The sequence below is a fragment of the Actinomyces urogenitalis genome (genome assembly GCF_002861525.1).
In the GTDB taxonomy this organism is placed as follows: Bacteria; Actinomycetota; Actinomycetes; order Actinomycetales; family Actinomycetaceae; genus Actinomyces; species Actinomyces urogenitalis.
The window spans coordinates 1-24,714 of sequence record NZ_PKHA01000015.1; the positions used below are offsets into that span (position 1 = coordinate 1).

General features: G+C 67.6%; 22 protein-coding genes and 2 tRNA genes. 16 read left to right on the forward strand and 8 right to left on the reverse strand.

Annotated features, from left to right (window positions below; genetic code table 11):
• The first annotated feature begins 283 nt into the window (after positions 1 to 283).
• The gene (locus CYJ26_RS10090) at positions 284 to 1,591 is read left to right on the forward strand and encodes a threonine/serine exporter family protein (RefSeq protein WP_034235727.1); all 1,308 of its coding nucleotides are present in this window, start codon (positions 284 to 286) and stop codon (positions 1,589 to 1,591) included.
• A gap of 68 nt (positions 1,592 to 1,659) precedes the next feature.
• Here the strand turns inward: CYJ26_RS10090 and CYJ26_RS10095 are convergent, their stop codons facing one another.
• Positions 1,660 to 3,273 (reverse strand): aspartate:alanine exchanger family transporter, encoded by a 1,614-nt coding sequence (locus tag CYJ26_RS10095; protein WP_034235747.1) that lies wholly within the window; start codon positions 3,271 to 3,273, stop codon positions 1,660 to 1,662.
• A 341-nt stretch (positions 3,274 to 3,614) separates the two neighbouring features.
• On the opposite strand from CYJ26_RS10095, the gene CYJ26_RS10100 reads away from it, so the two are divergent.
• The 6 genes from CYJ26_RS10100 to cimA all read left to right on the forward strand — a co-directional run bounded on the left by CYJ26_RS10100 (position 3,615) and on the right by cimA (position 11,125).
• Positions 3,615 to 5,399 carry an acetolactate synthase large subunit gene (locus CYJ26_RS10100; RefSeq protein WP_034235725.1) on the forward strand — a complete coding sequence of 595 codons (1,785 nt, stop codon included), beginning with the start codon at positions 3,615 to 3,617 and terminating at the stop codon, positions 5,397 to 5,399.
• 4 nt (positions 5,400 to 5,403) lie between these two features.
• A complete protein-coding gene (gene ilvN, locus CYJ26_RS10105; RefSeq protein ID WP_006549306.1) occupies positions 5,404 to 5,916 on the forward strand; it encodes an acetolactate synthase small subunit in 513 nt (170 codons plus the stop codon).
• A gap of 9 nt (positions 5,917 to 5,925) precedes the next feature.
• On the forward strand, positions 5,926 to 6,957 hold the full coding sequence (gene ilvC / locus CYJ26_RS10110) for a ketol-acid reductoisomerase (protein WP_006549307.1): 1,032 nt from the start codon (positions 5,926 to 5,928) through the stop codon (positions 6,955 to 6,957).
• Positions 6,958 to 7,087: 130 nt separating this feature from the next.
• Positions 7,088 to 8,164, forward strand: coding sequence for a 3-isopropylmalate dehydrogenase (locus CYJ26_RS10115; RefSeq protein ID WP_006549308.1), 1,077 nt, complete (start codon positions 7,088 to 7,090; stop codon positions 8,162 to 8,164).
• A 145-nt stretch (positions 8,165 to 8,309) separates the two neighbouring features.
• On the forward strand, positions 8,310 to 9,473 hold the full coding sequence (locus CYJ26_RS10120; protein WP_006549309.1) for a branched-chain amino acid aminotransferase: 1,164 nt from the start codon (positions 8,310 to 8,312) through the stop codon (positions 9,471 to 9,473).
• Positions 9,470 to 11,125, forward strand: coding sequence for a citramalate synthase (gene cimA / locus CYJ26_RS10125; RefSeq protein ID WP_034235719.1), 1,656 nt, complete (start codon positions 9,470 to 9,472; stop codon positions 11,123 to 11,125). Before CYJ26_RS10120 ends, cimA begins: the two co-directional genes overlap by 4 nt.
• Positions 11,126 to 11,147: 22 nt before the next feature.
• On the opposite strand, the gene CYJ26_RS10130 is transcribed toward cimA, so the two are convergent.
• From CYJ26_RS10130 to orn, 3 genes are all read right to left on the reverse strand, one after another.
• Positions 11,148 to 12,014: a polysaccharide deacetylase family protein gene (locus CYJ26_RS10130; protein WP_006549311.1), complete on the reverse strand. Its 867-nt coding sequence runs from the start codon at positions 12,012 to 12,014 to the stop codon at positions 11,148 to 11,150.
• 147 nt (positions 12,015 to 12,161) lie between these two features.
• Positions 12,162 to 12,237: transfer RNA gene (locus CYJ26_RS10135), tRNA-His, on the reverse strand.
• 119 nt (positions 12,238 to 12,356) lie between these two features.
• Positions 12,357 to 12,977, reverse strand: coding sequence for an oligoribonuclease (orn, locus tag CYJ26_RS10140; protein ID WP_006549324.1), 621 nt, complete (start codon positions 12,975 to 12,977; stop codon positions 12,357 to 12,359).
• Positions 12,978 to 13,120: 143 nt separating this feature from the next.
• On the opposite strand from orn, the gene CYJ26_RS10145 reads away from it, so the two are divergent.
• The 4 genes from CYJ26_RS10145 to CYJ26_RS10160 all read left to right on the forward strand — a co-directional run bounded on the left by CYJ26_RS10145 (position 13,121) and on the right by CYJ26_RS10160 (position 17,303).
• A tRNA-Arg gene (locus CYJ26_RS10145) sits at positions 13,121 to 13,196 on the forward strand.
• 198 nt (positions 13,197 to 13,394) lie between these two features.
• Positions 13,395 to 14,996 (forward strand): GTPase domain-containing protein, encoded by a 1,602-nt coding sequence (locus CYJ26_RS10150; RefSeq protein ID WP_034235715.1) that lies wholly within the window; start codon positions 13,395 to 13,397, stop codon positions 14,994 to 14,996.
• The gene (locus tag CYJ26_RS10155) at positions 14,996 to 16,444 is read left to right on the forward strand and encodes a GTPase (protein ID WP_006549326.1); all 1,449 of its coding nucleotides are present in this window, start codon (positions 14,996 to 14,998) and stop codon (positions 16,442 to 16,444) included. Before CYJ26_RS10150 ends, CYJ26_RS10155 begins: the two co-directional genes overlap by 1 nt.
• A gap of 145 nt (positions 16,445 to 16,589) precedes the next feature.
• Positions 16,590 to 17,303 (forward strand): single-stranded DNA-binding protein, encoded by a 714-nt coding sequence (locus CYJ26_RS10160; protein WP_101638376.1) that lies wholly within the window; start codon positions 16,590 to 16,592, stop codon positions 17,301 to 17,303.
• Positions 17,304 to 17,310: 7 nt separating this feature from the next.
• Here CYJ26_RS10160 and CYJ26_RS10165 read toward each other — a convergent pair whose 3' ends face one another.
• Complete coding sequence (locus CYJ26_RS10165; protein ID WP_034235711.1) at positions 17,311 to 17,805, reverse strand: TY-Chap domain-containing protein; 495 nt, start codon at positions 17,803 to 17,805, stop codon at positions 17,311 to 17,313.
• 140 nt (positions 17,806 to 17,945) lie between these two features.
• On the opposite strand from CYJ26_RS10165, the gene ftsE reads away from it, so the two are divergent.
• The 5 genes from ftsE (at position 17,946) to CYJ26_RS10190 (ending at position 22,155) form a co-directional block, all read left to right on the forward strand.
• Positions 17,946 to 18,635, forward strand: a complete 690-nt coding sequence (gene ftsE, locus CYJ26_RS10170) for a cell division ATP-binding protein FtsE (protein WP_006549329.1) — start codon at positions 17,946 to 17,948, stop codon at positions 18,633 to 18,635.
• 12 nt (positions 18,636 to 18,647) lie between these two features.
• Positions 18,648 to 19,565, forward strand: coding sequence for a permease-like cell division protein FtsX (gene ftsX / locus CYJ26_RS10175; RefSeq protein ID WP_006549330.1), 918 nt, complete (start codon positions 18,648 to 18,650; stop codon positions 19,563 to 19,565).
• A 5-nt stretch (positions 19,566 to 19,570) separates the two neighbouring features.
• Positions 19,571 to 20,947: a M23 family metallopeptidase gene (locus tag CYJ26_RS10180; protein ID WP_006549331.1), complete on the forward strand. Its 1,377-nt coding sequence runs from the start codon at positions 19,571 to 19,573 to the stop codon at positions 20,945 to 20,947.
• Between the two features lie 84 nt (positions 20,948 to 21,031).
• Positions 21,032 to 21,562 carry an SsrA-binding protein SmpB gene (smpB, locus tag CYJ26_RS10185; protein ID WP_024035766.1) on the forward strand — a complete coding sequence of 177 codons (531 nt, stop codon included), beginning with the start codon at positions 21,032 to 21,034 and terminating at the stop codon, positions 21,560 to 21,562.
• A gap of 107 nt (positions 21,563 to 21,669) precedes the next feature.
• On the forward strand, positions 21,670 to 22,155 hold the full coding sequence (locus CYJ26_RS10190; RefSeq protein ID WP_006549333.1) for a GNAT family N-acetyltransferase: 486 nt from the start codon (positions 21,670 to 21,672) through the stop codon (positions 22,153 to 22,155).
• Positions 22,156 to 22,609: 454 nt separating this feature from the next.
• On the opposite strand, the gene CYJ26_RS10195 is transcribed toward CYJ26_RS10190, so the two are convergent.
• The 3 genes from CYJ26_RS10195 to CYJ26_RS10205 are packed head-to-tail and all read right to left on the reverse strand — an operon-like array spanning position 22,610 to position 24,573.
• Positions 22,610 to 22,867 carry a hypothetical protein gene (locus CYJ26_RS10195; protein ID WP_101638377.1) on the reverse strand — a complete coding sequence of 86 codons (258 nt, stop codon included), beginning with the start codon at positions 22,865 to 22,867 and terminating at the stop codon, positions 22,610 to 22,612.
• On the reverse strand, positions 22,860 to 24,284 hold the full coding sequence (locus CYJ26_RS10200) for a VG15 protein (protein ID WP_101638378.1): 1,425 nt from the start codon (positions 24,282 to 24,284) through the stop codon (positions 22,860 to 22,862). Before CYJ26_RS10200 ends, CYJ26_RS10195 begins: the two co-directional genes overlap by 8 nt.
• A 25-nt stretch (positions 24,285 to 24,309) precedes the next feature.
• The gene (locus tag CYJ26_RS10205) at positions 24,310 to 24,573 is read right to left on the reverse strand and encodes a hypothetical protein (RefSeq protein ID WP_101638379.1); all 264 of its coding nucleotides are present in this window, start codon (positions 24,571 to 24,573) and stop codon (positions 24,310 to 24,312) included.
• Positions 24,574 to 24,714: the final 141 nt, after the last annotated feature.

The following is a 24,714-nucleotide window of genomic DNA, read 5'->3' on the forward strand; positions in this document are numbered from 1 at the left end:
GGTACTGCACCCGCCAGGGTGTGGGAGAGTAGGACACCGCCGAGCACACAACCCAAAACAGGGTCGAAGGCCCCACACCACCACCCACCCAAGGGACGGCATGGTGTGGGGCCTCCCCACACCCCACCAAGCACTTACCACCGTGCACAACACCACCCCGAGCAGGGACTCACGACGCTAGCCCAGGCAGGGGGCCATCAGGGATGATGGCCGGGTGACGAAGCCCTATGACTCCCATCAACAACCCATTCATCCCGATGATGCGCTCGACGCCGACCGGCTTATGCTTCAGTCTGCGGTGGTCCTGCGGCTAGGCACGATGATGCTGGCTGCCGGTGCGGGCTCCTACCGCGTCAAGTCCTCGATGGCCAAGGCAGCGGCGGCCGTCGGTCTGGACCGGCACGAGGCGACAGTGACGATGACGGAGATCGTCACCTCCTCCTACGTGGGGGACCGTTTCCGTACTGAGACGGCGGAGGTACGCCGTGTGGGCGTGAACGTGGACCGTCTCGAGGCCTTGCGGCGTATCGTCCACGACCTGCGTCAGCACGAGCGCGTCGAGCAGCTGGGCAAGAAGCTGGACGAGGTGCAGCACATGCACGCCCGCTACGGCGTCTTCGCTAACGCGGCGGCGTCAGGAGTGGCGTGTGCGGGGTTCTGTTTCCTCAACCAGGGTGGCTGGGTGGAGTGCCTTGCGGTGCTCTTCGCGGCGTTCTTTGGCCAGGTGATTCGCCGGCAGATGCTGGAGCGGCACTTCCAGCACTTCTTCACCTGGATCGTGTGTGGCGTGGGGGCTTCCTCGGTCTACATGGCGCTGGTGACTCTGCTGGGCGCTCTCGATCTCATCGACGGCAACCACCAGGGCGGCATCATTTCGGCGATCCTGTTCCTGATCCCGGGATTCCCGATGGTCACGGCGATGCTGGATCTTGTGCGCCAGGACTTTTCTTCGGCAATCTCTCGCGCCTCTTACGTCATGCTGGTCATGGCCGCGGCAGGTGTGGCGGTGTGGACGGTGACCTTCGTCTTCGACTGGGACGTCGAGGCGAGTTACACCTATAACCCGGAGGGGCTGTTGCTGTACGGTCTGCGGATCTTCTGCTCCTTCATCGCCGCCTACGGCTTCGCGATGCTCTTCAACGCTGGTCCTAAGGCCGCGGGTCTGGCCGCAACGGTTGGCGCACTGGCCAACACCGGGCGTCTTCTGCTTATTGACGAGTTTGGCGTGCCCTGGCAGCTGGCGGTGGGCCTGGCGGCCGTGACGATTGGTCTGCTGGCGCAGGCCTTCGTCTCGCGTGCCTCGCTGTCGCGTGTGGCCCTGTCCGTGCCCGCCGTCGTCATCATGATTCCGGGTGTGCCCTTCTACCGTGCCATCTCGGCGCTCAACGACCAGACGGTGGATGCCAACGCGGCCGTCGGAGTGGCGGCAACTAACCTGGCGGAGGTCTTCTTTGTCATCACGGCGATCGGCGTGGGGCTGGCCATGGCCAGGATCCTCACGGACCGTCGCTGGCGCCATGACATTCCGACCTCGGCCGTCGCGGCGCTGCTGCCCTCCCACGGCAGCGCCTCAGAGCCTGGCCGCTCCTGACAGGCAACGAGACAGAACAAGGGGCCCCTCGCCATCGCGAGGGGCCCCTTGTTCTGTCTGCGGAAGGGCTACAGGCCGCCGAGGATCTGGGCGACGAAGATCTTGCCGATCATGGCCACCGGGTAGACCATGGCGTACCCCAGCGCGACGCGAGGATCGGCGCCGGTGCGCTCGTTGGCGAAGGCGAGTACCGCGGGCTGGGTCTGAGCTCCACCAAGCAGACCGGATAGGCGTGTGCCGCCCATCTTGACGATCCACCGCATGGAGGCATAAAGGCCGAAGCCCACGATGGTCGTGATGACGAAGCCAGTGACGAGGATCCTCCACCAGTCGCCGCCGGTGAAGGCGTTAGCGATCTGGCCACCAGCCTTGGTTCCTGCCTGGGCGAGGAAGACGAGTAGACCGAACTCGGCGAGCACCGCCGTCGCCGTGAAGGGCAGGGCTGTCACGAAGCCCTTGATGCGTCCGATCTTGCCGAAGATGAGACCCACGAGCAGCGTGCCCGCAGCCGAACCGATGGAGAAGGTGGCCCCCGTGGGGGTCAGGAACTTCCACTCACCGATGATGATGCCGATCGCCATCCCGATGCCCAGGGCGACCGGGTTGATCGAGGACAGACCGCGCGAGGAGTCGCCGAAGTACTTCGAGATCTCCTTCATCCGACTGGTGGGGCCGACTACGCGCACGCGGTCTCCCTGCTGGAGGACGAGGTCAGGGGTACCGACCATGTCCGTGTCACCGCGGCGCACGCGGGAGATCGTCGCGCCGAACTTCTCATCGACGCCGAGCTCGGCCACCGTGTGGCCGGCGAGCTTGGGGTCGGAGACCGTGATGCGCCGGAAGTCGAGGTAGCGGCGGTCCTCGATGAGGGAGTGGGACGAACCGTGGCCCAGGGCCTTGATGACCTGGTTGACGGCGTCCTGGGTGCCCACGACGGTGACGAGGTCGTCGACGTTGACCCGGTCGGTCGGACGAGGACGCGTGATCGGGCCGCTCTCACCGCGGCGCAGGCGGGAGAACTTCAGCTCGCCCGAGATGGTCTCGGCGATGTCACCGATGAGGGGAGAATCATCGCGCTCGACGCGAATCGTGCGGTTGACCAGGGGAGAGGGCTTGTCCTTGTCGGAGCGACGGTAGCGCAGCGCCAGCAGGCAGAAGAAGAGCATGCCGATGACGCCGTAGAGGTAGGCGACGGCGTAGCCCACCGTCGCCACGGCGACGCCGTCGGGGTTGCCCGCCATGGTGGCGGCGTTGCCTGCCGCCGCCAGTGCGGGGGTGTTGGTGATGGCGCCCGCAAAGGTTCCGGCGATGAGGGCTGAGTCCATGCCGAGCGCGCGCCCGACTCCCAGGCCGGCCGCTGCCGCGACGACGAAGACCCCGAGCATCAGCGCCAGCGGGGCGACGGCGGTGCGGATGACGTGGAAGAAGTTCGGGCCGGACTGAACGCCAATAGCGAAGGTGAAGATGGCCAGGCCAAGGGTTCCCAACGAGGCCGGGACCTCGATGGTCACGCCCTGGGACACGCCCCAGGCTGCCAGGATGATCCCGGCGAACAGCACAGCGGCGGCTCCCAGACTCACCCCCTTGATCTTGATATGCCCGACGAGCATGCCGAGGCCAATGAGTAGGAAGAGCACGAGGACGGGGTTGTCTGCCAGGTGCGTCAGGAGTCCGGTGACCACGATGGTGCGCCAGCCTTTCACGGTGCTGCGTTGCAGCGTGCATCAGAGCTTGGATGGGACAGGCCGATTGTCCCACTCGGATTGCTCGGACAATGGCGACTTCAGTCCGTGAGAACACAGAGACGGCTGTGACGGTGCACTCGTTGTGGATGCCTAGGACGGCACTGCCTGGTGGCCGTCGTCGGCGACATGGACGCTCATCTGCCACAACTCGTGATTCCATTATTTGAGATTGTTTGTCCGGAAGGTGACTCGCATCGTGGAACGCTCTACCGTTGGCCCTAGCCGGAGGCAGCAGCCTTCGGACTCGCGGATGCCTCGGACCGACAGGAGGGCAGCCGATGGAGCGTCACGACGGTTCCATGGCCCAGGAACGGCAACTGATGACCGGAGCCCAGGCGCTTGTGCGCGCGCTGGAGGACGTTGGTGTCACGGACATCTTCGGCATGCCGGGCGGGGCCATCCTCCCGTTCTATGACCCGTTGTTTGCCAGCGAGAAGATTCGTCACGTCCTGGTGCGCCACGAGCAGGGTGCAGGCCACGCTGCCGAGGGTTACGCCATGGTCACGGGCCGGGTGGGGGTTTGCGTGGCCACGTCCGGGCCGGGGGCGACCAACCTCATCACCGCCATCGGTGACGCCCACATGGACTCCGTCCCCATGGTCGCGATCACCGGGCAGGTCGGCACGCGGGCCATCGGCACCGATGCCTTCCAGGAAGCGGACATCGTGGGCGCCACGATGCCCTTCGTCAAGCACTCCTTCCTGGTGACCTCACCGGACGAGGTGGCCGCTCGGGTCTTCGAGGCCTTCCATCTGGCCTCGACCGGACGGCCTGGCCCGGTCCTGATCGACGTCACCAAGAACGCGCAGGAGGACAAGACGCACTACGTGCGCCCTGAGAGCCTGGACCTGCCGGGGTACGCCCTGCCTGGCAAGCCCAACCAGCGTCGCGTTGCCCAGGCCGCTGAAGTCATCGCCTCCTGCGAGCGCCCGGTCTTCTACCTTGGCGGCGGACTGAGCCGAGCTGGGGTGGGGGTGCAGGAGCTGCGCGAGCTCATCGAGCTGGTCGGTGCCCCCTTTGTCACCACGCTGACGGCCCTGGACGTCATGCCGACCGATCACCCCCTCAACCTGGGCATGCCTGGCATGCACGGAACCGTTGCCGCGGTCGGGGCCCTCCAGCGCGCGGACCTGGTGATCTGCCTGGGGGCGCGCTTCGATGATCGCGTGACCGGCAAGCCGGATACCTTCGCCCGCCACGCCTCGGTCATCCATGTCGACATCGACCCTGCAGAGATCTCGAAGATCCGCGAGGCGGACGTGCCGATCGTGGGCGACCTCAAGGACGTTGTCCCGGCCCTGAGCAGCGCCTGCCGTGATCAGTTCGCGGCAGAGCCGCGCGTCGAGATCGATCAGTGGCTCACGGAGGTGGCGCATACGAAGGCCACCTACCCCACGAGCTGGACGGATACCGACGACGGCCTGCTCCAGCCGCAGGAGGTCATCACTCACCTGGCGCGCCTGGCGCCCGAGGACACGGTGTGGGTCACCGGCGTGGGCCAGCACCAGATGTGGTCCGCGCACTACCTCGAGTTCAACCAGCCGCACTCCTGGCTCACCTCGGCTGGCGCTGGCACGATGGGCTACGGGGTGCCGGCGGCCATGGGGGCCAAGGTCGGCGCTCCGCAGCGGCCGGTGTGGCTCATCGATGGTGACGGCTGCTTCCAGATGACCAACCAGGAGCTGGCGACCTGCACCCTCAACGAGATTCCGATCAAGGTCGCGCTCATCAACAACTCCTCGCTCGGCATGGTCCGGCAGTGGCAGACGCTCTTCTACGGGCAGCGCTACTCCAACACGGACCTGCACACCGGGGCGGGTACGGAGCGCGTCCCTGACTTCGTCACGCTGGCGCAGGCCTATGGGGCCGTGGGACTGCGTTGTGAGCGCCTGGAGGACGTCGACGGCGTCATTGCCCAGGCCAACGCGATCAATGACCGGCCCGTCGTCATCGACTTCATCTGCTCGGCGGACTCTCAGGTGTGGCCCATGGTGGCCGCAGGGGTGTCCAACGACGATATCCAGTACGCCAAGGGCATGAGCCCGACGTGGGAAGAGGAGTGAGACCGTGAGCGAGAAGCACACGCTGTCCGTCCTGGTGGAGAACAAGCCTGGCGTGCTCACGCGCGTCTCCGCGCTGTTCACCCGCCGCGGCTTCAACATCCACTCCCTGGCAGTCGGCCCGACTGAGCACGAGGACGTCTCGCGCATCACGGTGATCGCCGACGCTGAGGGACTTGCGATGGAGCAGGTCACCAAGCAGCTCAACAAGCTGGTGAACGTTCTCAAGATTGTCGAGCTGGATCCTGAGACCTCGGTGGGGCGCGAGCTCTACCTCATCAAGGTGCACACGGACGACTCCAACCGCACCGCCGTCCTCCAGATCGTCGACCTCTTCCGCGCGCACGTGGTTGATGTCAGTCCGACCTCGGTGGTCATCGAGACCGTCGGCTCGGAGTCCAAGGTCAAGGCGCTGCTGGAGGCCCTGGCTCCTTACGGGGTCAAGGAGATCGTCCAGTCCGGCGCCGTCGCCATCTCGCGCGGCCCTCGATCCATTACCGACCAGTTCAAGGAAAAGTGAGGCACCATCATGGCAGCTGAGAAGTTCTACGACGACGACGCAGACCTGTCCGTCATCCAGGGTAAGAAGGTCGCGGTCATCGGCTACGGCTCGCAGGGACACGCGCACGCGCTCAACCTGCGTGACTCCGGGGTCGAGGTCGTCGTCGGCCTGCGTGAGGGCTCGTCCTCGATTGCCAAGGCCGAGGAGGCTGGACTGACCGTCAAGCCCATCGCTGAGGCCGTGGCATGGGCCGACGTCGTCACCGTCCTGGCTCCCGACCAGGTGCAGGCGACCCTCTATGCCGAGGAGATCGAGCCCAACATCAAGGCCGGCTCCGCCCTGCTCTTCTCCCACGGTTTCAACATCCACTTCGGCTACATCAAGCCGTCTGCCGACATCGACGTCATCATGGTCGCCCCCAAGGGCCCGGGTCACACGGTGCGCCGTGAGTTTGAGGCCGGCCGCGGGGTGCCGGTGCTCGTGTGCGTCGAGCAGGACGCCTCTGGCCAGGCCTGGCCGCTGGTGCTCTCCTACGCCAAGGCGATCGGTGGCACTCGCGCTGGTGCCATCAAGACCAGCTTCCGTGAGGAGACCGAGACCGACCTCTTTGGTGAGCAGACCGTCCTGTGCGGTGGCGTCTCCAAGCTCGTCCAGTACGGCTTCGAGACCCTGGTCGAGGCCGGTTACCAGCCGGAGATGGCCTACTTCGAGGTCTGCCACGAGATGAAGCTCATCGTGGACCTCATCAACGAGGGCGGCATCTCCAAGCAGCGCTGGTCCTGCTCGGACACCGCCGAGTACGGCGACTACGTCTCCGGCCCGCGGGTCATCACCCCCGACGTCAAGGAGCACATGAAGGAGGTCCTGGCCGACATCCAGGACGGCTCCTTCGCCAAGCGCTTCATGGATGACCAGGCCGCCGGCGCGCCCGAGTTCAAGAAGCTGCGCGCCGAGGGCGAGGCCCACCCGATCGAGAAGACTGGCCGCGAGGTCCGCTCCATGTTCGCCTGGCGCGCCCAGGTGGACAAGGACTACCACGAGGGCTCCGTCGCTCGCTGAGTGAAGGAGATGGCGACGCGCTGAGCTGGCTGGCGTTGGCTCGGGCTCGTTGCCATCCTGACACCCACCTCAAGTGGTCACCATCTGAGATTCTTCGTCCGGATGGTGACCACTTGCTTATTCTGTGGGCATGACTGAGGCTCAGCACACGCGCACCGTCAAGCTCGCCGTCATCCCTGGCGACGGCATCGGCAAGGAGGTCGTCCCGGAGGGGCTCAAGGTCCTTCGTGCAGCCCTGGAGGGCAGTGGCGTCGACGTCGTCACCACCGACTTCGACCTCGGGGCGGACCGGTGGCACCGCACCGGCGAGACCCTGACCGAGGCGGACCTGGAGGCGATCAAGGCTCACGACGTCATCCTGCTGGGAGCCGTCGGCGACCCCTCGGTCCCCTCTGGCGTCCTAGAGCGTGGCCTGCTGCTGCGTCTGCGCTTCGCCCTGGACCACTACGTCAACCTGCGGCCCTCGCGCTACTACCCAGGCGTTCCCTCCCCCCTTGCCCACCCGGGGGACATCGACTTCGTCGTCGTGCGCGAGGGCACTGAGGGCCTCTACTGCGGCAACGGGGGAGCGGTGCGTGTGGGCACCCCGCACGAAATCGCCACCGAGGTCAGCGTCAACACGGCCTTTGGCGTCGAGCGCGTGGTGCGCTACGCCTTTGAGCAGGCGCAGTCCCGCCGCAAGCACCTCACGCTCGTGCACAAGCACAACGTGCTGGTCCATGCCGGGCACCTGTGGCGGCGTACGGTCGAGGCGGTGGGCAAGGAGTACCCGGGCGTCACGGTGGACTACTGCCACGTCGATGCCGCCACGATCTACATGGTCACTGATCCCTCCCGTTTCGACGTCATCGTGACGGACAACCTCTTCGGTGACATCATCACGGACGAGGCTGGCGCGGTGACTGGGGGGATCGGACTGTCCGCCTCGGGCAACATCAACCCGGACCGCACCTTCCCCTCGATGTTCGAGCCGGTTCACGGCTCCGCCCCCGATATCGCGGGCCAGGGCAAGGCGGACCCGACGGCGACCATCAGCGCCGTCGCCCTGTTGCTGGAGCACATCGGCTGCCCCGCGCAGGCGGCGCGCGTCAGCGCGGCAGTCGAGGCTGACATGGCTGCCCGGGCCGAGGCCAACGAGGCCGGAGCCCCGCTCGTGCGCTCGACCAGCCAGGTGGGGGACGCGATTGTGGCTGCCCTGCGCGGCTAGTCGGGTCGGGGGCTCGGGCACGAGCCCTCACGATGCGTGATGACGGCGGAGCGGCACCGGGTTGGTGGCCGCTCCGCCGTCATCGTGAGATCAAAATGTGAGAATCCACAGTCCGGACAGTGGGCTCAGGAGTAGCCTTAACGTCATGACTGAGACCGCTGCATCCGTCACCAGCTCCCTCGAGACGCCCCTGGCACGTGCCGCCGCGGTCCCGGTTCCCCAGGCCGACGAGCTCGCCGGCCGCTTCCCACTGACGGGCCCCGCGCGCATCGCCAGCGACGCTGAGCGCGCCCAGGCGCTGACCGACCTGCACTTTGGCCACGTGTTCTCGGACCACATGGCCCACGCGCGCTGGACCCGCCAGGAGGGATGGGGCGGGCACGAGGTGCGCCCCTACGGCGAGATCAGTCTGTCCCCGGCCGCGGCGGTGCTCCACTACGGCCAGGAGGTCTTCGAGGGGATCAAGGCCTACCGCCACGCCGACGGATCCATCTGGACCTTCCGCCCGCGCTACAACGCCGCCCGGATGAACGTCTCGGCGCGGCGTCTGGCCCTCCCCGAGATGCCGGAGGAGGACTTCATCGCCTCGCTGGTCGATCTGGTACGGGCCGATGCGGACTGGGTGCCTGAGGGCGACGGCGAGTCGCTGTACCTGCGGCCCTTCATGTTCGCCTCTGAGGCCTTCCTCGGCGTCCACGCCGCCGGGGTCGTGGACTACTACCTCATCGCCTCGCCCTCCGGGGCCTACTTCACCCACGGCCTGCAGCCCATCAGCATCTGGGTGTCCCAGAACTACCACCGTGCTGGCCGCGGCGGCACAGGCTTTGCCAAGACCGGTGGCAACTACGCCTCCAGCCTCCTGCCTCAGCAGGAGGCCGATGCCCAGGGCTGCGACCAGGTGTGCTTCCTCGATGACGTGACGGAGAAGAACCTCGAGGAGCTCGGCGGCATGAACATCATGGTCGTCGACGCCGACGGCACGGTGCGCACCCCGCACCTGACCGGCACGATCCTGGAGGGCAACACGCGCTCGGCCATCATCCGCCTGCTCACTGACGCCGGTCGCAGGGTCGTGGAGGACACGATCACCCTGGAGGGACTCCTGGCCGATATCGAGTCCGGCAAGGTCAGCGAGGTCTTCGCCTGCGGCACCGCAGCCGTCGTCGTGCCGCTGGGGCACCTCAAGGGCGAGGGCTTCGACGTACGCATCGAGGGCCAGGAGGTCACTCACCAGATCCATGACCGCCTCACCGGCATCCAGTACGGCCGCCTGGAGGACCCCTACAACTGGATGTACCGACTGGCATGAAGCTGACGCCAAGGGTCGCCACCTATGACACGACGCTGCGCGATGGCGCCCAGCAGCAGTCGGTCTCCTTCACCGTCGAGGACAAGCTCGCCGTCGCCCGGATCCTGGACCACCTGGGGGTGACGTATATCGAGGCTGGCTGGCCCGGTGCCATTCCCAAGGACACCGAGTTCTTCGCTCGGGCGGCCAGCGAGCTCAGCCTGGCTACTGCCAGGCTCGTGGCCTTCGGCTCGACCTGCCACCCTGGCACGGCGGCTGAGAAGGACCCGCAGCTGCGTGGCCTGCTCGACTCCGGCGCCCCGGTGATCACCATCGTGGCGAAGTCAGACCCGGCACACGTGGAGCGCGCCTTGCGCACCAGCGGCGAGGAGAACCTGCGGATGGTGGCCGACTCGGTCGGGCTGCTGGTGGCGGCGGGCCGCGAGGTCATGGTGGACCTGGAGCACTACGTCGACGGTGTCGCGCGCGACCCTCGCTACGGGATCGAGCTGGCCTTGACGGCCGCGCGTGCGGGCGCCAGCGCCGTCATTCCTTGCGACACCAACGGCGGCAGCCTGCCTGGCACCGTGGCCGCCGAGATCTCCCGGCTGCGCGCGGCGCTGGACGCCGCGGGGCACGAGGACTGCGTCGTCGGCATCCACACCCACGATGACTCCGGGCTGGCCGTGGCGGCCGCGATGGCGGCGGTGGAGGCCGGGGCACGCCAGGTGCAGGGATGTGTCAACGGCTTCGGTGAGCGCACCGGCAACGCCAACCTGCTCACGCTGATCGCCAACCTAGAGCTCAAGACCGGCTACCAGGCGCTTGCTGGGGACAGCCAGGAACGAGCCAGGCGACTGGCGGAGCTGTCCGCGGTCTCACGCACGGTGGGGGAGATCGCCAACCGCGCACCCTCGGGACGCCTGCCATACGTCGGCAGCAAGGCCTTTGCCCACAAGGCGGGGCTGCATGCCAGCGCCATCAAGGTTGATCCCAACCTCTACCAGCACGTCGACCCTGCGCGAGTGGGCAACACCATGACGATGCTGGTCTCGGAGATGGCAGGACGCGCCTCGATCGAGCTCAAGGCGCGTGAGCTCGGCATCGAGACCGGAGGGGACAAGGAGCTGCTGGCCAGGGTTACCGAGGTGGTCAAGGGTCGCGAGGCGGCGGGATACGCCTACGACGCCGCAGACGGATCCTTCGAGCTCCTGCTGCGCCAGGCGCTGGGACAGCTCCCGCAGTACTTCCGGGTCGAGTCCTGGCGGGCCAGCGTCACAGCCAGGCCGGCCGCCGGGCAGGAGATGCTGCCGGAGGACGGCGCAACAGTGACCGACTCTGAGGCCACGGTGCGTATGTGGGTCGGTGGACGGCGCCTGGCGGTGCTGGGCGAGGGCAACGGCCCGGTCAACGCCCTGGATCACGCCCTGTGTGACGCGCTGGCGACGGCCTATCCCGAGATCCGGGCCTTTGAGCTGACTGACTTCAAGGTCCGTATCCTCGACTCTGAGCGTGGAACCCACGCGATCGTGCGGGTACTCATCGACATCACCGACGGCGAGCGCAGCTGGTCAACCGTGGGCGTGGGCACTGACATCATCGAGGCCAGCTGGGAGGCCCTGACTGACGGACACGTCGTCGGGCTGCTGCGGGCCGGGGTCGAGCCGCGCTAGCGCAGGCCCCCGGGGCGCTGGGTCACACGTGCCGGTCGTGGCCGGGACCGAAGTAGACGTCGTCGAGCGTGGCGGTGAGCAGTGAGCGCTCGCGCAGGATCTCAATGATCTGGCCGTACAGGTGCGTGACCGTGGGGAAGTTGGCGTGGCCGATGACGATGTGCTGGGCGAGCAGCCACGTGCGGGCCTCGCCGAGCAGCACCTCCTCGGTCAGCAGCCCAGAGTCGCCGAAGGAGCCGTACCACAGGGTGGGGGAGGTGTACCCCAAGGAAGCGCACACCGAATCGGTCCAGGCGCTGCGGTAGCCGTAGGGCGGGCGGACAAAGGGGGCGCCGGTGACGCCGTAGGTGTCGCGCAGGAAGGACTCGCAGCCTGAGACCTCCTTGATGATGGCGGACTCGCTGATCTTGGTCAGGCCCGCGTGGGTCACTGTGTGGTTGCCCAGCTGGACCTGGCCGGACTCCACCAGCGGCATCATCTTCTCCTTGCAGTCGACCCACCCCGGGTAGGAGGAGGTGACGAAGAAGGTCAGGCGCACTCCGGACTCCTTGGCGAAGTCGAGGTAGGCGTCGATGACCGAGGCGTCTGCGCCGTCGTCCACTGTGATGGCCACGGTGTTGCCGACGGCCTCAGGCAGGCCCGTGAGCACCCCTGAGGGCGGCTGTGGCGCGGGCAGGGTGGGCGGGCCGTCCTGGAGCCACAGCGGACCGTGCGAGGGCGTGGGAGTGGCCGACGGCGTCGGGCTGGGGGAGGGGGAGGGCGTCGAGAAGGCAGTGGTCGCCGGGGTGGAAGGTGAGGAAGTGGAGCTGGGTTGCGGCTGGGAGGAGCAGGAGGTGAGAGCCGCGGCGGTGCCGGCGGCGAGCATGAGCATGAAGTCTCGGCGTTGCATGGGCGCATCCTCGCAAGGCAGTGGGAAAGGGGTATAGGACGAGTCTGCCAAAGCCTGTGCGCTCGCGGCTGTGACGGTGGTCCTCACCGGCCTGGGAATGAACAATGCCCGCCGCCGCTTTTTGTTGCGGTTGCGGGCATCTCTCGGTGGGGTGGCTGACGGGGCTTGAACCCGCGACCTCCTGGACCACAACCAAGCGCTCTGCCAACTGAGCTACAGCCACCATTGCTGCGGACGTGCCGCAACGAGTCGGTACTTTATCGGCTCGCTGGCGGTGCTACCAAACTGTCAGCCGTGCACTGTGTCACGTTGCGCTCGGTGGTGCCGCAGGGCGCAGCCGACTTAGGCCTGCGACGCCGTCGGGTGAGCCTGGATCTCCTCGGCCGCGGCCTTGCACTCCTGCGAGCTTGGGCCCTCTCCAGCAGGGAAGAGGATGGCGCGGTAGTAACGCAGCTCGTCGATGGACTCCAGGATGTCCGCCAGGGCGCGGTGACCGCCGTGCTTCTCCGGGGCCTGGAAGTAGGTGCGTGGGTACCAGCGCTTGGCCAGCTCCTTGATCGAGGACACGTCCACGATCCGGTAGTGCAGGTAGTCGATGAGCTCGGGCATGTCGCGTGCGAGGAAGGTCTTGTCCGTGCCCACGGAGTTGCCAGCCAGCTGCGCCGTACGGGCCTGGGGGACCAGGGACTTGACGTAGTCCAGGACCACGCGCTGGGCCTCGGACATGGTCAGGCCGCCGTCGAGCTCGTCGAGCAGGCCGGAGGAGGTGTGCATCTGGCGCACGAAGTCATTCATCTGCTCCAGGGCCTGGGCCGGGGGCTTGATGAGGACGTCGATGCCCTCGCCCAGCGGCTTGAGCTCGTAGTCGGTGACGACGACGGCGACCTCGATGAGCGCGTCCTTACCAAGGTCGAGCCCGGTCATCTCGCAGTCGATCCATACCAGGGGGTCAGAAGTTGTCATCTGTCGGCTCACGGTCCCGCAGTCTACGCGCGCCCGTCCCGCCGGTCGGGGCGGGCAGGTACCTGACCGTGGGACGACGGCGTCACGGGGCCGGCGCGGCTTGGTATCCTTCCCAGTTGGGTAGCCGTCCTGGGCTGCCTGCCGCCTCCGTAGCTCAATGGATAGAGCATCGGCCTTCTAATCCGCAGGTTCCCGGTTCGAGTCCGGGCGGGGGCACCACGACTCATCCTGCCCGTGAGCGGCAGGCGCACCACCGTGGACCGGGACGACACCAGTCCGGTCCTGCGCGGTGATGCTCCGCAGAGGGCGGGCGGCCCCGGGCACATGATGGGTCATGATCCCATCCTCGGGCGGCCCCAGGGGCCGGTCGGTGGGGTCAATGCCGTTAACGTCCGTGCTGTCCCCTAATCTTGGACCATGGCCTCAACCGTCTTCCCCTCCCCTGCAGGACAGGGCGATCGCCCCTGGGCGCTGAGCCGTGGGCGGCTGATCGACATCCTGACTCAAACGGTTCACGACCTCGACGGCCTTGACCTCACCCTGGAGGCCGACGGCGTGGCGCAGGCCCGTCGCCTGCGCGCCAGCCTGACCGGCCAGATCCGCGACCACGTCCTGCCGCGCCTGCAGGACGCGGACGTTCCCGCCGTCGTCGTCGTCGGTGGCTCAACAGGCGCGGGCAAGTCCACCCTGGTCAACTCCGTCCTGGGTACCGAGGTCTCGGTGGCCGGAGTGCTCCGGCCCACCACGCGCACGCCCGTGCTCGTGGTCAACCCTGAGGACGCCGAGGCCTTCCAGGACCACCCTGTGGCGGAGGTCTGCCACGTGGTCACCTCCGAGTCGGTGCCGGCAGGCCTGGCTCTCATTGACGCCTCGGACCTGGACTCGGTGCAGGAGGCGAACCGAGCGCTGGCCTCGCGGCTGCTGGAGGCCGCAGACCTGTGGCTCTTTGTCACCACGGCGGCCCGCTACGGGGACCTGACTCCCTGGACGACCCTGGAGGACGCAGCCGGCCGTGGCACGGCGATCGCCGTGGTGCTCAACCGGGCTCCGGCCAAGGTACTGCCGGAGGTTCGCCGTGACCTCATCAGCCGGCTGGAGACGCTCGGACTGTCGGAGGCGCCCTTCTTCGTCGTCGCTGACGCCGGTCCGCATGAGGGCCTGCTTCCCGCTGACATGGTGGCCGAGGTCCACGACTGGCTCAGCCTGCTCGCCGGACGGCACCGGGCTGCTGGCCTCATGCGTCGCACCGACAAGAGCCTGTGGGCGGGGCTGCGCGCGGATCTGACGGAGCTGGCTGACGCCGTTGACGCCCAGGACACTGCTGGTCGCGGCCTGGAAGACCACAGCCAGGAGCTCGTGGCCCAGGCAGAGGCCCAGCTGTGCGAGTACGTCGAGCGCCGTACCGCCGGCGAGGGCGCGCCCGCGACCAGGTGGGTGACGCTGGCCTCGACCGGGGCGCTTTTGGCACCGCTGGCCCAGGGCAAGGCCCTGCGCCGAGGCTGGATGGGACGCAAGGTCAAGGCTCGCGCCGCGGCGCTGGCCCAGCTGGCCGGCGACCTGCGGGAGGTGATCGAGCTGCAGCTGTCTGCCGTGCAGACCGAGCTCGTGAGCCAGGCCGTTGCGGAGTGGACGCAGGCTGGCGCCCAGGAGGCTGCCGGCAGGCTGCTCGGGTCCGGGATGAGTCCGCACGAGGCGGCCGTGCGGTGGAGCGAGGAGACTCGCGCCGCGCTCACCGCGGCGGTACAGCCGATCAAGGGACTGGACGGCGACGCCGTGACGGACCTGGTTCTTGCGGGTGCGGCAGGAGTGGAGGGCAGCGCTGAGGCTGCCAGGCGTCTGGGACTGGCTGAGCAGCTGGAGCTTGCGCGTGCCAGACTTGCCCAGGTTCTGGTACAGGCCCTGCACGAGGCGGTTCCCCAGGGCGCAGCCCTCAGCCTCGTGCCTGACACCTCGCTGGCATCCTCGCTGCGTCTACGCGCGGGTGAGCTGGCTCCCCTTGTCAGCCCAGGAGGCGAGTGATGGTTGCTACCGCTACTGACATCAGTCCGGCCGAGCGTCTTGAGGCCCGTCTGGAGGCGCTGCGCCAGGCTCTGGACGAGTGCCCGACTGAGGTTCCTGCCTCGTTGGCCATTCCCGCCAGGGACGCCTTGGACCTGGTGGCCGAGCGTCTGGCCCTGGGCGTGGACCACACGGTGGTCGCGCTCTTCGGGGGCACGGGATCGGGCAAGTCGTCGCTGTTCAACGCCTTGACACAGCTGGAGTTCGCTGACGTCGGTGCGCGTCGGCCCACGACCTCACGGGCCGCGGCGTGCACCTGGGGCGATGACGCTGCTGCGCTGCTGACCTTCCTCGGGGTGGACCCAGAACGGCGTATCCGCCGGGAGTCCCTCCTGGACGGCTCAGACCAGGACGAGCTGGCCGGGCTGGTCCTGCTGGATGTCCCCGACTACGACTCGGTCACGGCGGCCCACGCCCTGCAGGTGGACCGGCTGGTGCCGCTGGCTGACGTGCTGGTGTGGGTCCTGGACCCGCAGAAGTACGCCGACTCCGCCCTGCACGACGGATACCTTCGAGGACTGGGTGCCCGCCAGGAGGACATGCTCATCCTGGTCAACCAGGTCGACACCCTGCCTGAGGGCAGCCGCGACCGTCTCATGGATGATGTGCACAGCCTGCTGGTGGCAGACGGCCTGGAGGACGTCACCGTGCTCCCGGTCTCCGCAGTACGGGGGGACAACCTCGCCGCCGTGCGTGAGATCCTGCTGGACCGGGTGGAGCGGGAATCCAATGCCGCTCGCACGGCGACGGCGGAGATGGACCGTATCGCCACCCGTCTGCTTCCCGCGGCTGCGGCCCGGCCGGTCGAGATCACGCAGGCGCCCAGGGTCGAGCTGCTGGACACGCTGATCAAGGCCTCGGGAGCCACCGTGGTCACGGACTCCATCCGCCTCAACCTGGCTAAGGCGGTGCCGGCTGCGCTGGCCCGTCCTGAGCCGCCGGCACGCTCTGCGGTCGAGGCGGCGCGTAGTCGGTGGCTGACCCACACCACGCAGGGCATGCCTTCGGTGTGGACGCGCTCGGTCTCCTCGGCCGTGGCCTCGGCTGACGCGCTAGGAGCACAGACCGCCGAGGCCGTGGCCTCGGTCCGTCTGCCGGCCTCGCGCTCGGCGGGGATCGACCTGGCGTGGTGGGGCGGCCTGGCTGCCTTCGTCCTGGCAGGGGTGTGGGTGGTGGCCGCTGTCCTGACGGGCGGCGCCGTCTGGATGTCGGCTGTGGTAGCCGTCCTCGCCGTCGGCGCGGCGTGGTGGGCCCGTGCGGCCCGACGCCGTCGCGCCCAGACGGAGGCGGAGGCTTACGCCTGCGCTGTGCGGGAGCGGGTGGAGGCCGTGGTGGCACGTGGGCTGGTCGAGCCGGCCTCTGGCGTGCTTGACAGGCACCGTCGGCTGCGCCAGGCGCTGGAGCGCTGAGGGCTGCTCGGGCTCCACAGGCGCCCCTCGTGACACCCTCGTCCACAGGGCTCGAATGGCCCGGTGGCGCCGGCTGAGGCTGAGCGGGCACGGTGGGGCGTGAGCCAGCGCACGGCTGGCTCGCGGAGCCAAAGGAGCAGCCACCATGTCCCGTCAGATCGACATCGTCGTCCAAGGAGTCTTGGGCACCACCCCGACCCTCGTACGCACAGCCAACGAGCGCGTCTACTGCCACTTCCGCCTGGCCACCACCCCGACCTTCCGGGTCGGCGAGGACTGGCGGCAGGGCGAGACGCTCTGGTTCACGGCCAAGGCGTGGGGCACACTCGCCCGCAACCTGTCCATGAGCCTGCGCAAGGGGGATCCTGTGGTGCTCGTTGGGCGCTTCACCCAGGAGAGCTGGAAACGTGACAACGGCACGATCGGCTGCACCAACGTCCTGACGGTCTCCACCGGCGGGCATGACCTGGCACGCGGCGAAAGCCACTTCATGAAGGTTGCCCCACTGACTCGTTCGGCAGACTCAGCCGACGAGGCCAGCGCGAGCGGCGAGGCGGGGCAGACCGGCGAAGGTGAGGCTGCGCCGTCGGCCGGTGAGACCGGCTGCGCGGCGGACGAGGCAGGCGGGTGCGAGGCACCCTCGCAGCCTCAGGTGACTGGCGCCAGCCCAGCGGATCCGTGGGAGGTGACCCGCGGCGAGGCCCCGGAGCCGGGAACCGAGGCCTTCGAGGCTGGTGACGCCCTGAGCGAGGAGGGCCCGGTCAGTGAGCGGGAGTCGGGGCAGGACGCCGAGCCCGCAGCGCCTGCCACCGGTGGCCAGCCGGAGGTGATGACGCAGCCGGCCTACGTCCTCGTGTGAGCCCGCCTCAGTCCACAGACGTCACCAGGTGGTCGAGGTCAGCAGGGTGGGGGACCTCCAGCACCTCGATGAGGACCCGGGCCACGGCCTGCGCCGCGCTGGCGCCATCGGGCAGCAGCCGTGCCAGGACGTCGGTGTGCTGCTGCCACCCGAGAGCCTGCAGCTCCTCCTGCGCCTGGGGAGCAAGCAGGACCGCGCCGGCGGCGTCCAGGATCGGCAGATCTACCTCGACGCCGTCGGCCCGGGTAGTCAGGACGACTCCGGGAACCTCCTGGGAGGCTGCTAACGCCGGACCTCGGCGCAAGAGTGAACGCAGCCCCCACCGTTGGTGCAGCGACTGGGGCGTGACTACCGGCGCCGGAGCGGTGAGCAGAATCGTCAGGTTGCCGAGATGGGAGGGGGCGTCGTCGAGGAAACGCGCCAGCGTCGGCTGGAAGCGGGACCAGGAGCCGAGGTCAACGACCTCGTCCAGGCGTGGCAGGTCAGAGGAGGGAGACGTCATAGGGCTGTTCCTACGCCATGGTGAGCGGCCCTCGCCACACCGCTCGCCCGCGTGTCTGCGTGTGGTCATGGGTGAAGGCTCGCTACGGTGGCCGGGACTGGGCGTGTCCGCGCCCGCGTCGGCTAGGAGAGCACCAGACGATGATCCGATTCGACCACGTGTCCAAGGTCTACAAGCGAGGCGCACGCCCTGCGCTCGACGACGTCACCATCGAGATCGAGCGCGGCGAGTTCGTCTTCCTCGTCGGGGCCTCGGGCTCGGGCAAATCGACCTTCTTGCGCCTGACCCTGCGTGAGGAGCGCCCCACCTCCGGGCGTATTCACGTCCTGGGCCGGGACCTGTCCCAGGTGTCGACCTGGAAGGTGCCGCAGCTGCGCCGGGAGATGGGATTCGTCTTCCAGGACTTCCGCCTGCTGGAGAACAAGACCGTCATGGAGAACGTGGCGCTGGCCTCCCAGGTGATTGGCAAGCCTCGCCACTACATCCTCTCCGCTGTTCCGGAGGCGCTTGACCTGGTGGGTCTGAGCGGCAAGGAGCAGCGCAAGCCCCATGAGCTGTCCGGCGGTGAACAGCAGCGTGTGGCGATCGCCCGCGCCATGGTCAACCGACCCAAGCTTCTGCTGGCGGACGAGCCCACGGGCAACCTTGACCCCTCGACCTCGGTGGGCATCATGCGTCTGCTTGACCGAATCAACCGCCAGGGCACCACCGTGGTCATGGCGACCCACGACGACGAGATCGTCGACCAGATGCGCAAGCGCGTCATTGAGCTCAAGGCCGGGGAGGTCGTGCGCGACCAGGCCCGTGGCGTCTACGGCTCGGACCGCTGAAGGAGACCTCGCATGCGATTCCGTTTCATCATGTCCGAGACCCTCAAGGGTCTCACTCGTAACCTGGCGATGACGATCTCGGTCATCCTGGTCTCTTTCGTGTCTCTCCTCTTCGTCGGGGCCTCGGCCCTGCTGCAGGTGCAGATCGACACCATGAAGGGTGACTGGTACGACAAGGTCGAGGTCAGCGTCTACATGTGCCCGCCCTCGTCCAACTACGCGCAGTGCGCGGACGGGGAGGCCACCGAGGAGCAGATCGACGCGATCGAGGACCTGGTCAACTCCGACGCGCTCAAGCCCTACGTCAAGAGCTACACGATCGAGTCCAAGGCCGAGGCCTACCAGAGCTTCATGAAGGCCTACGGCAGCACGAACATCGGCCGTAACGCCACGGAGGACATGATGCCGGTGTCCTTCCGCATCAAGCTCATTGACGCCGAGAAGTACCAGGTGGTCGCCGAGCAGTTCACCGGGCGCGACGGTGTGGAGCGCGTGGTTGACCAGCGCGCCACCCTGGAACCGCTCTTCCTGGTGATGAACCGTGCCTCGTGGATCACGGGTGGTCTGGCCGCCATCATGGCGGTGGCGGCGGTCCTGCTCATCACGACGACGATCAGGCTGTCCGCCATGAGCCGCTCCAAGGAGACCGGCATCATGCGCCTGGTGGGTGCCTCGAACCTCTTCATCCAGCTGCCCTTCATGCTGGAGGGGGCACTGGCGGCCCTGGTCGGTGCCCTGCTGGCGGTCGGGGGCCTGTGGGCCGGCGTGCGCTACATCATCGAGCAGTGGCTGGCGCAGTCCATCAACTTCACCACTGCCTTCATCTCAACGTCCGACGTACTGCGCCTGGCGCCGCTGCTCCTGGTAGCCGCGATCGTCCTGGCCGCAGCATCCTCGGCCTTCTCGCTGTCGAAGTACACAAAGGTCTGATCATCATGAACAGCCTGCACCGTGGCGAGGGCACCTCGTTCCTGAGCAGTGAGCGCTGCGCCGGGGCCTCAGTGGGGCGACGGCGTCCCGGGCGCCTTCGCCTGGGCGCGGCCGCTGCACTGGGCACCCTCGCTCTTGCGCTGGCGCCGGTGGTGGCCACGAGCACTCCGGCGGCTGCGGACGAGCGTTCGGACGCCGTCGAGCAGCAGCGGCAGGCCACCCAGCGCACGGCTGAGCTGACAGCCTCGCTGGAGGGCGTCTCCGCGGAGCTGGGGCAGGCCTACCTGGACCTGCAGGCGGCACAGACCGCGCTGAGCTCGGCCCAGACCGAGCTGGACGGCGCGGAGGCCACGCTGGCCCAGAAGCAGCGCGAGCAGCAGGCCGCTGCGGACCGGTTGTCCGTGGCGCAGGCGGATCTTGACACCCTGACGAGCCAGGCGGAGGAGTCGGCTGCCACGGCGAGCGCCCACCAGGACGCCGTCGCCTCGCTGGTGGTGTCCACCTACCAGGGCGACTCCTCCCTGACCTCGTGGACCTACGTGCTTGACTCTGAGTCGGTGGAGGATCTCAGCGAGCGCGCCTCCACGATGGAGATCGCCTCTGGGATTCAGGAGTCGGTGCTGGCAGCGGCTGAGCAGGAGCGGGCACAGGACGCAAACCGCAAGGCCCGTCAGGACGCCGTGACAGAGCGTGTCAGTGTCCTGGCACAGCAGGCGGACCAGGCCAAGGCGGCTGCCGAGGAGGCGGCGACGGCGGCGCAGGCTAAGCGCGACGAGGTCGCCACGCTGACCTCCCAGAAGCAGTCGGCCGCGGCGAGCCTGGAGTCCCAGAAGGCCGGGCTGCAGGAGCAGGTGCGTCAGTCGGAGGCTGACGCTGCTGCAGCAGCTCAGACGATTGCGGCGATCGACGCGCAGAACCGTGCGTCGTCGAGCTACACAGGTGCCTCCTCCGGGGCGGCTGCGGCTGCGGACCTTGGGAGCGGCGCGATTGGTCACCCGATTACCGGGCCGCTGACAGTCGCCTCCTCATACGGCTACCGTGTTCACCCCATTACGGGGGTCTACCGGCTGCACGCCGGAGTTGACCTCGTGGCCTCTCAGGGCACTCCGCAGTACGCAGCGGTCTCGGGTTCGCTCAGGCAGTTCCAGAGCGCAACCTGCGGCAACGGGATCATCCTGAACGGTGGGGTGATCAACGGCCAGTCCGTGGTCATCATCTACTGCCACCTGTCTGCCTACTCCGTGGGCAGCGGCGTCAACGTGACCAAGGGACAGCAGATTGGGCTGACGGGAATGACTGGTGGAGCTACCGGGCCCCACGTCCACTTCGAGGTCCACATCAACGGCTCGACGGTCAACCCGATGTCGCTGCCCGGTTTCTGAGCCGGTTCCTGGGCGGTGCTGCTCCGCGTAGGCTAGGCTCTTGCGCCTGTACGCGCCGTGAGCCGACGAGGAAAGGAGACGCGCATGGCTGCTAAGACGGACCGACCGAGGAAGCCCACCGTGGGGGAGCGGGCCAAGGCCGCCTCTGACGCCCACAAGACCATCGCCCGCAACAAGAAGGCGAGTCACGACTACTTCATTGAGGACCGTTACGAGGCGGGTCTGTCCCTGACCGGTACTGAGGTCAAGGCGCTGAGGATGGGGCGTGCCTCCCTGACTGAGGCCTGGATCGAGATCGACCGGCACGGCGAGGCCTGGCTCCAAGGGGCGCACATCCCGGAGTACCTGCAGGGCACGTGGAACAACCACTCGCCCAGGCGTAAGCGCAAGCTGCTGCTGCACCGTGCCGAGCTGGAGCGCCTGGCTCAGCGGGTCCAGGCCAAGGGCTACACCGTGGTGCCGCTGGAGCTGTACTTCATTGGCGGGCGGGCCAAGATCGAGATCGCCCTGGCACGAGGAAAGCAGGACTGGGACAAGCGTCAGTCCCTGCGCGAGGCCCAGGACAAGCGTGAGGCCGCGCGTGCCATGGCGGCGGCCAACCGGAGGCGGGGTTAGGCGCCGGAGCCTGTCGCTATTCGTCCTCAGTACCGTCGCAGTGCTATCAAGACTGCCGGTAGCCTGACTTCAGCTCAGTTACCGGAGGTATCGGGGAGGGCGCGTCCATGCAGCTCACCATGTCGTTACGACGCGAGGAAGTCCCTCGCGTCAAAGACGCTTTGACGACGCTTCGGCATCTCAGTCGCCAGGACGTGGCTGCGGCGGGGAGCCTGTACTTCCGCAGCTACCCGTTAGGCACCGTAGCTGACGAGGACGAGGCGATTGCCGATGTCCTGGCTGCGCTCGACGGGGAGTACGGAGAGTACCGTCCGGATCTCAATCTCGTTTGCGACGGTGTCGACGGCATCGTTGGTTGCATTATGGGTGTTGACTCGCCGCCTTGGCCTGACGTCAGCGATCAGGTCTTCATCATCGACCTCTTCGTTGACCCACGTCATCGGGGTCAGGGGATTGGGCGTGAGCTTCTGAGCGCATTCATCACCAACACTCCGGAAGGTCGGGCAATCGGGCTGCGGGTCGACAGCGATAATCATCCGGCGATTGCGCTGTATGAGTCTGTGGGTTTTCGGAGCGTTGCGTCGTCTCGCTAAAGAGTTTCGCCGTCGACGTGTTTAGGGCCTGTGGAGCCTTCTGACATAGTGGGCCTCGTGGCATGGGCTCACAGTGACGGTGGATAGCGTGGCCCGCGTGGCCCACGGCTGTTCGCTTGCCTGAAGCACTGCGGGTGCCGCTACCTGGCAGGGCGTCGACCTTCTCGCGAAGCTCCTTCGAGGCAGCCTTCATGGTGGCGGCCTCCGAGCGCAGGTTCTGGATCAGCGTCCACGCCTTGTCGGGGTTGAAGTCCTCGTCGCTTCCCCAGGGCGGGGTCGGCTTGGGCTCCTCCTTGACGTCAGCGTCGGTGGTCTGGATGGCGTCGTCTGCCATGGTGGGTGCCTCCTGGGCATGAGAGAACCCCGCAGGCGTCTCGCCTACGGGGCTAGGTGGTGGATACGTGAAGGAGGCTCCACCTGGCTTCAGGCAGGGCCTCCTTCAAGAAGTGTGGGTCTAGGCCGTCACTCGGACGGCGTTCGCGAGCTGTGCCATAACCTGCTGGGCGTCAAAGTCGTCCCGGGTGGCGAAGCACTTGGTCACTGACGCGACTATGGAGTCCGGAATCGTGATGCCGTGGTCCGCGGCCCCTCCAAGGGCTAGCGCAATGTCTACCGGTGCTTCTCCAGACCTCTCGTTGTCGGGGAACTGATCAGGGAGCGTTGTCTGGGCGAACGCCCAGACAACGTCTGCTAGGGCATCTTCGTCAGTCACTGCCGTCCCCCTCCTTCTTCGGGTTTCTTAGGTAAGCTTCGGACCTTACAGGATACCCGGTCCATACGAACCGTCCAGGGGTGTAGGACGTGAGAACTCGGATCGGATACCCGCAAGACTCGGACGTTACTGAGTACTGCAGGCCGCGGCGCCGCCAGACCGCCTTCGGGTCGTGGACCGTGTTGTGGATGGCCTGGGCGATCGCGGCGGGGTTGGACGTCTCGAACTCGGTCTTGCCTGGCCGCCGCGCCCCCTTCCCGTGCGTCTCGACGATGTGGTCGACCCCTGGCGTGTCGACGGTGATCTCCCCAATCTGGGACGGGAGGACCTCCACCGGGTTGCCGTCGGTGTCTATCGGGGTGTCCTGGCGGACGGGCAGGCGCGGGTGGGCGCCGATCCGGCGAGCCTCACGTACAAACGACTTCTCCTCGCTGCGGTCTCCTCGGCTCCACCTATCCAGGGCTGTGCGGATCTCTGCACCTTGCAGGCGGTGCTCGACGACCTTGCTGCCGGTGTCGTCCGTGACCTTCCAGGCGGCGACCTCGTCGTACTTGTCGGCCAGACGCTCCCAGTCCTCCTTGCCCCGCCAGGAGCGGGAGCTGTAGACAGGCACGGCCACGCACCGGCAGTTGTCGTGGTAGCGCTCCAGGCTAGATCCGTCCCTCGTGAGCGCTGCTTCCAGCGACGAGTAGACGGGGCCGCGTGCAGCGCACACGATGCAGAACCCACAAGCGGGCCTGTCTGCGGACGGGCGCAGCAGCCGAGCCCATGCGAAGGGCCGGCGTATCGTCCTACCCGTCTGGTCCGTGGGCAGGTCGTAGGTGATTCCGGCGTCGTCCAGGATCTGGCGGGCCTGAGCGAGGCGCGCAGCCTGCTCCTGACTGTCCTGCGCGTCCTCCTCGGCCCTGGCCTGCGACTGGGCCTCCAGCCAGCGGTGCTCTGAGCGAGTCAGGTTCTCCTGACCCTCGTCATCCTTCTCACGGCCGAGGTCAGTGTCGACCGAGTCCACGACGGTCTGGCGGGCCGCCATCTCCACGTGCCGTATCAGGGCCGTAGTAGCCCTCTGCTGAGTCGTGGGCGCGATGACAGGACCGCCAGCGGCGCGGATCTCGTCGCGCACCAGGGACGGGTCGTAGCGGGGCTCCGCCGGGAGGAACGCGGAGGCGCCGGCCTGGGTGCGAGCCTGGTCCTCCAGGTGGAGGAGTGCCGCGGCCCAGGCCCTGTGGCGCCCAATGGTGACGGCGTCAGCCAGGTAGGAGCGGTAGGCGCGTCCGGCAGCGTCCAGGACGGCGACACGCTCCGCCTCACTCATGCCCGCTGTGCTGACGGATGACACCGCCTGGGCGGCCCTGGCGGCGTCAGCGCGGAACAGGCGGACGATAGCGTCCAGTGCGGCCCGGAAGGTGGAGACGGACACCAGCCCTCCTGAGTGACGTAGTTGATCAGCCGACCATCGACTGCTGGTCGTGCGCGGCGGCGTCCTCCCGGGCCTGCTGCTCGGGAGTCAGTCGCAGCGCGTCCCTGGCGGTGGTGGAGGAGATGACACCCTGGGCCTGGGCCTGCAGCATGGCCGCCGTGTATGCGGACTGGGACGGTGTGGCCGGGTCGCGCCACTGCACCTCAAGGGTGGACAGGTCGGCGGCCTGCCCCTGCTTCATGAGCCCGAGCATGAGTCTGGCGACCTCCTCCAGGGCGTCGCCAAACATCTCCTGCTTAACCGGCTCTTCACGAACGAGGGTGTAGTCGGTTGAGCGCGTCGGTGGCCGGGTAGGGGTCGAGGTCTCCCGGATGATGGAAGTTCTTCACGCTCGCCATCCCGAAAGACCTCGACGTGCTCCACCCTACTT

Coding starts and splice junctions, on each gene's coding strand:
- CYJ26_RS10090 (WP_034235727.1), top strand. CDS start 284: ATGCTTCAGTCTGCGGTGGTCCTGCGGCTAGGCACGATGATGCTGGCT.
- CYJ26_RS10100 (WP_034235725.1), top strand. CDS start 3,615: ATGGAGCGTCACGACGGTTCCATGGCCCAGGAACGGCAACTGATGACC.
- ilvC (WP_006549307.1), top strand. CDS start 5,926: ATGGCAGCTGAGAAGTTCTACGACGACGACGCAGACCTGTCCGTCATC.
- CYJ26_RS10115 (WP_006549308.1), top strand. CDS start 7,088: ATGACTGAGGCTCAGCACACGCGCACCGTCAAGCTCGCCGTCATCCCT.
- CYJ26_RS10120 (WP_006549309.1), top strand. CDS start 8,310: ATGACTGAGACCGCTGCATCCGTCACCAGCTCCCTCGAGACGCCCCTG.
- cimA (WP_034235719.1), top strand. CDS start 9,470: ATGAAGCTGACGCCAAGGGTCGCCACCTATGACACGACGCTGCGCGAT.
- CYJ26_RS10130 (WP_006549311.1), bottom strand. CDS start 12,014: ATGCAACGCCGAGACTTCATGCTCATGCTCGCCGCCGGCACCGCCGCG.
- orn (WP_006549324.1), bottom strand. CDS start 12,977: ATGACAACTTCTGACCCCCTGGTATGGATCGACTGCGAGATGACCGGG.
- CYJ26_RS10150 (WP_034235715.1), top strand. CDS start 13,395: ATGGCCTCAACCGTCTTCCCCTCCCCTGCAGGACAGGGCGATCGCCCC.
- CYJ26_RS10155 (WP_006549326.1), top strand. CDS start 14,996: ATGGTTGCTACCGCTACTGACATCAGTCCGGCCGAGCGTCTTGAGGCC.
- CYJ26_RS10160 (WP_101638376.1), top strand. CDS start 16,590: ATGTCCCGTCAGATCGACATCGTCGTCCAAGGAGTCTTGGGCACCACC.
- CYJ26_RS10165 (WP_034235711.1), bottom strand. CDS start 17,805: ATGACGTCTCCCTCCTCTGACCTGCCACGCCTGGACGAGGTCGTTGAC.
- ftsE (WP_006549329.1), top strand. CDS start 17,946: ATGATCCGATTCGACCACGTGTCCAAGGTCTACAAGCGAGGCGCACGC.
- ftsX (WP_006549330.1), top strand. CDS start 18,648: ATGCGATTCCGTTTCATCATGTCCGAGACCCTCAAGGGTCTCACTCGT.
- CYJ26_RS10180 (WP_006549331.1), top strand. CDS start 19,571: ATGAACAGCCTGCACCGTGGCGAGGGCACCTCGTTCCTGAGCAGTGAG.
- smpB (WP_024035766.1), top strand. CDS start 21,032: ATGGCTGCTAAGACGGACCGACCGAGGAAGCCCACCGTGGGGGAGCGG.
- CYJ26_RS10190 (WP_006549333.1), top strand. CDS start 21,670: ATGCAGCTCACCATGTCGTTACGACGCGAGGAAGTCCCTCGCGTCAAA.
- CYJ26_RS10205 (WP_101638379.1), bottom strand. CDS start 24,573: ATGTTTGGCGACGCCCTGGAGGAGGTCGCCAGACTCATGCTCGGGCTC.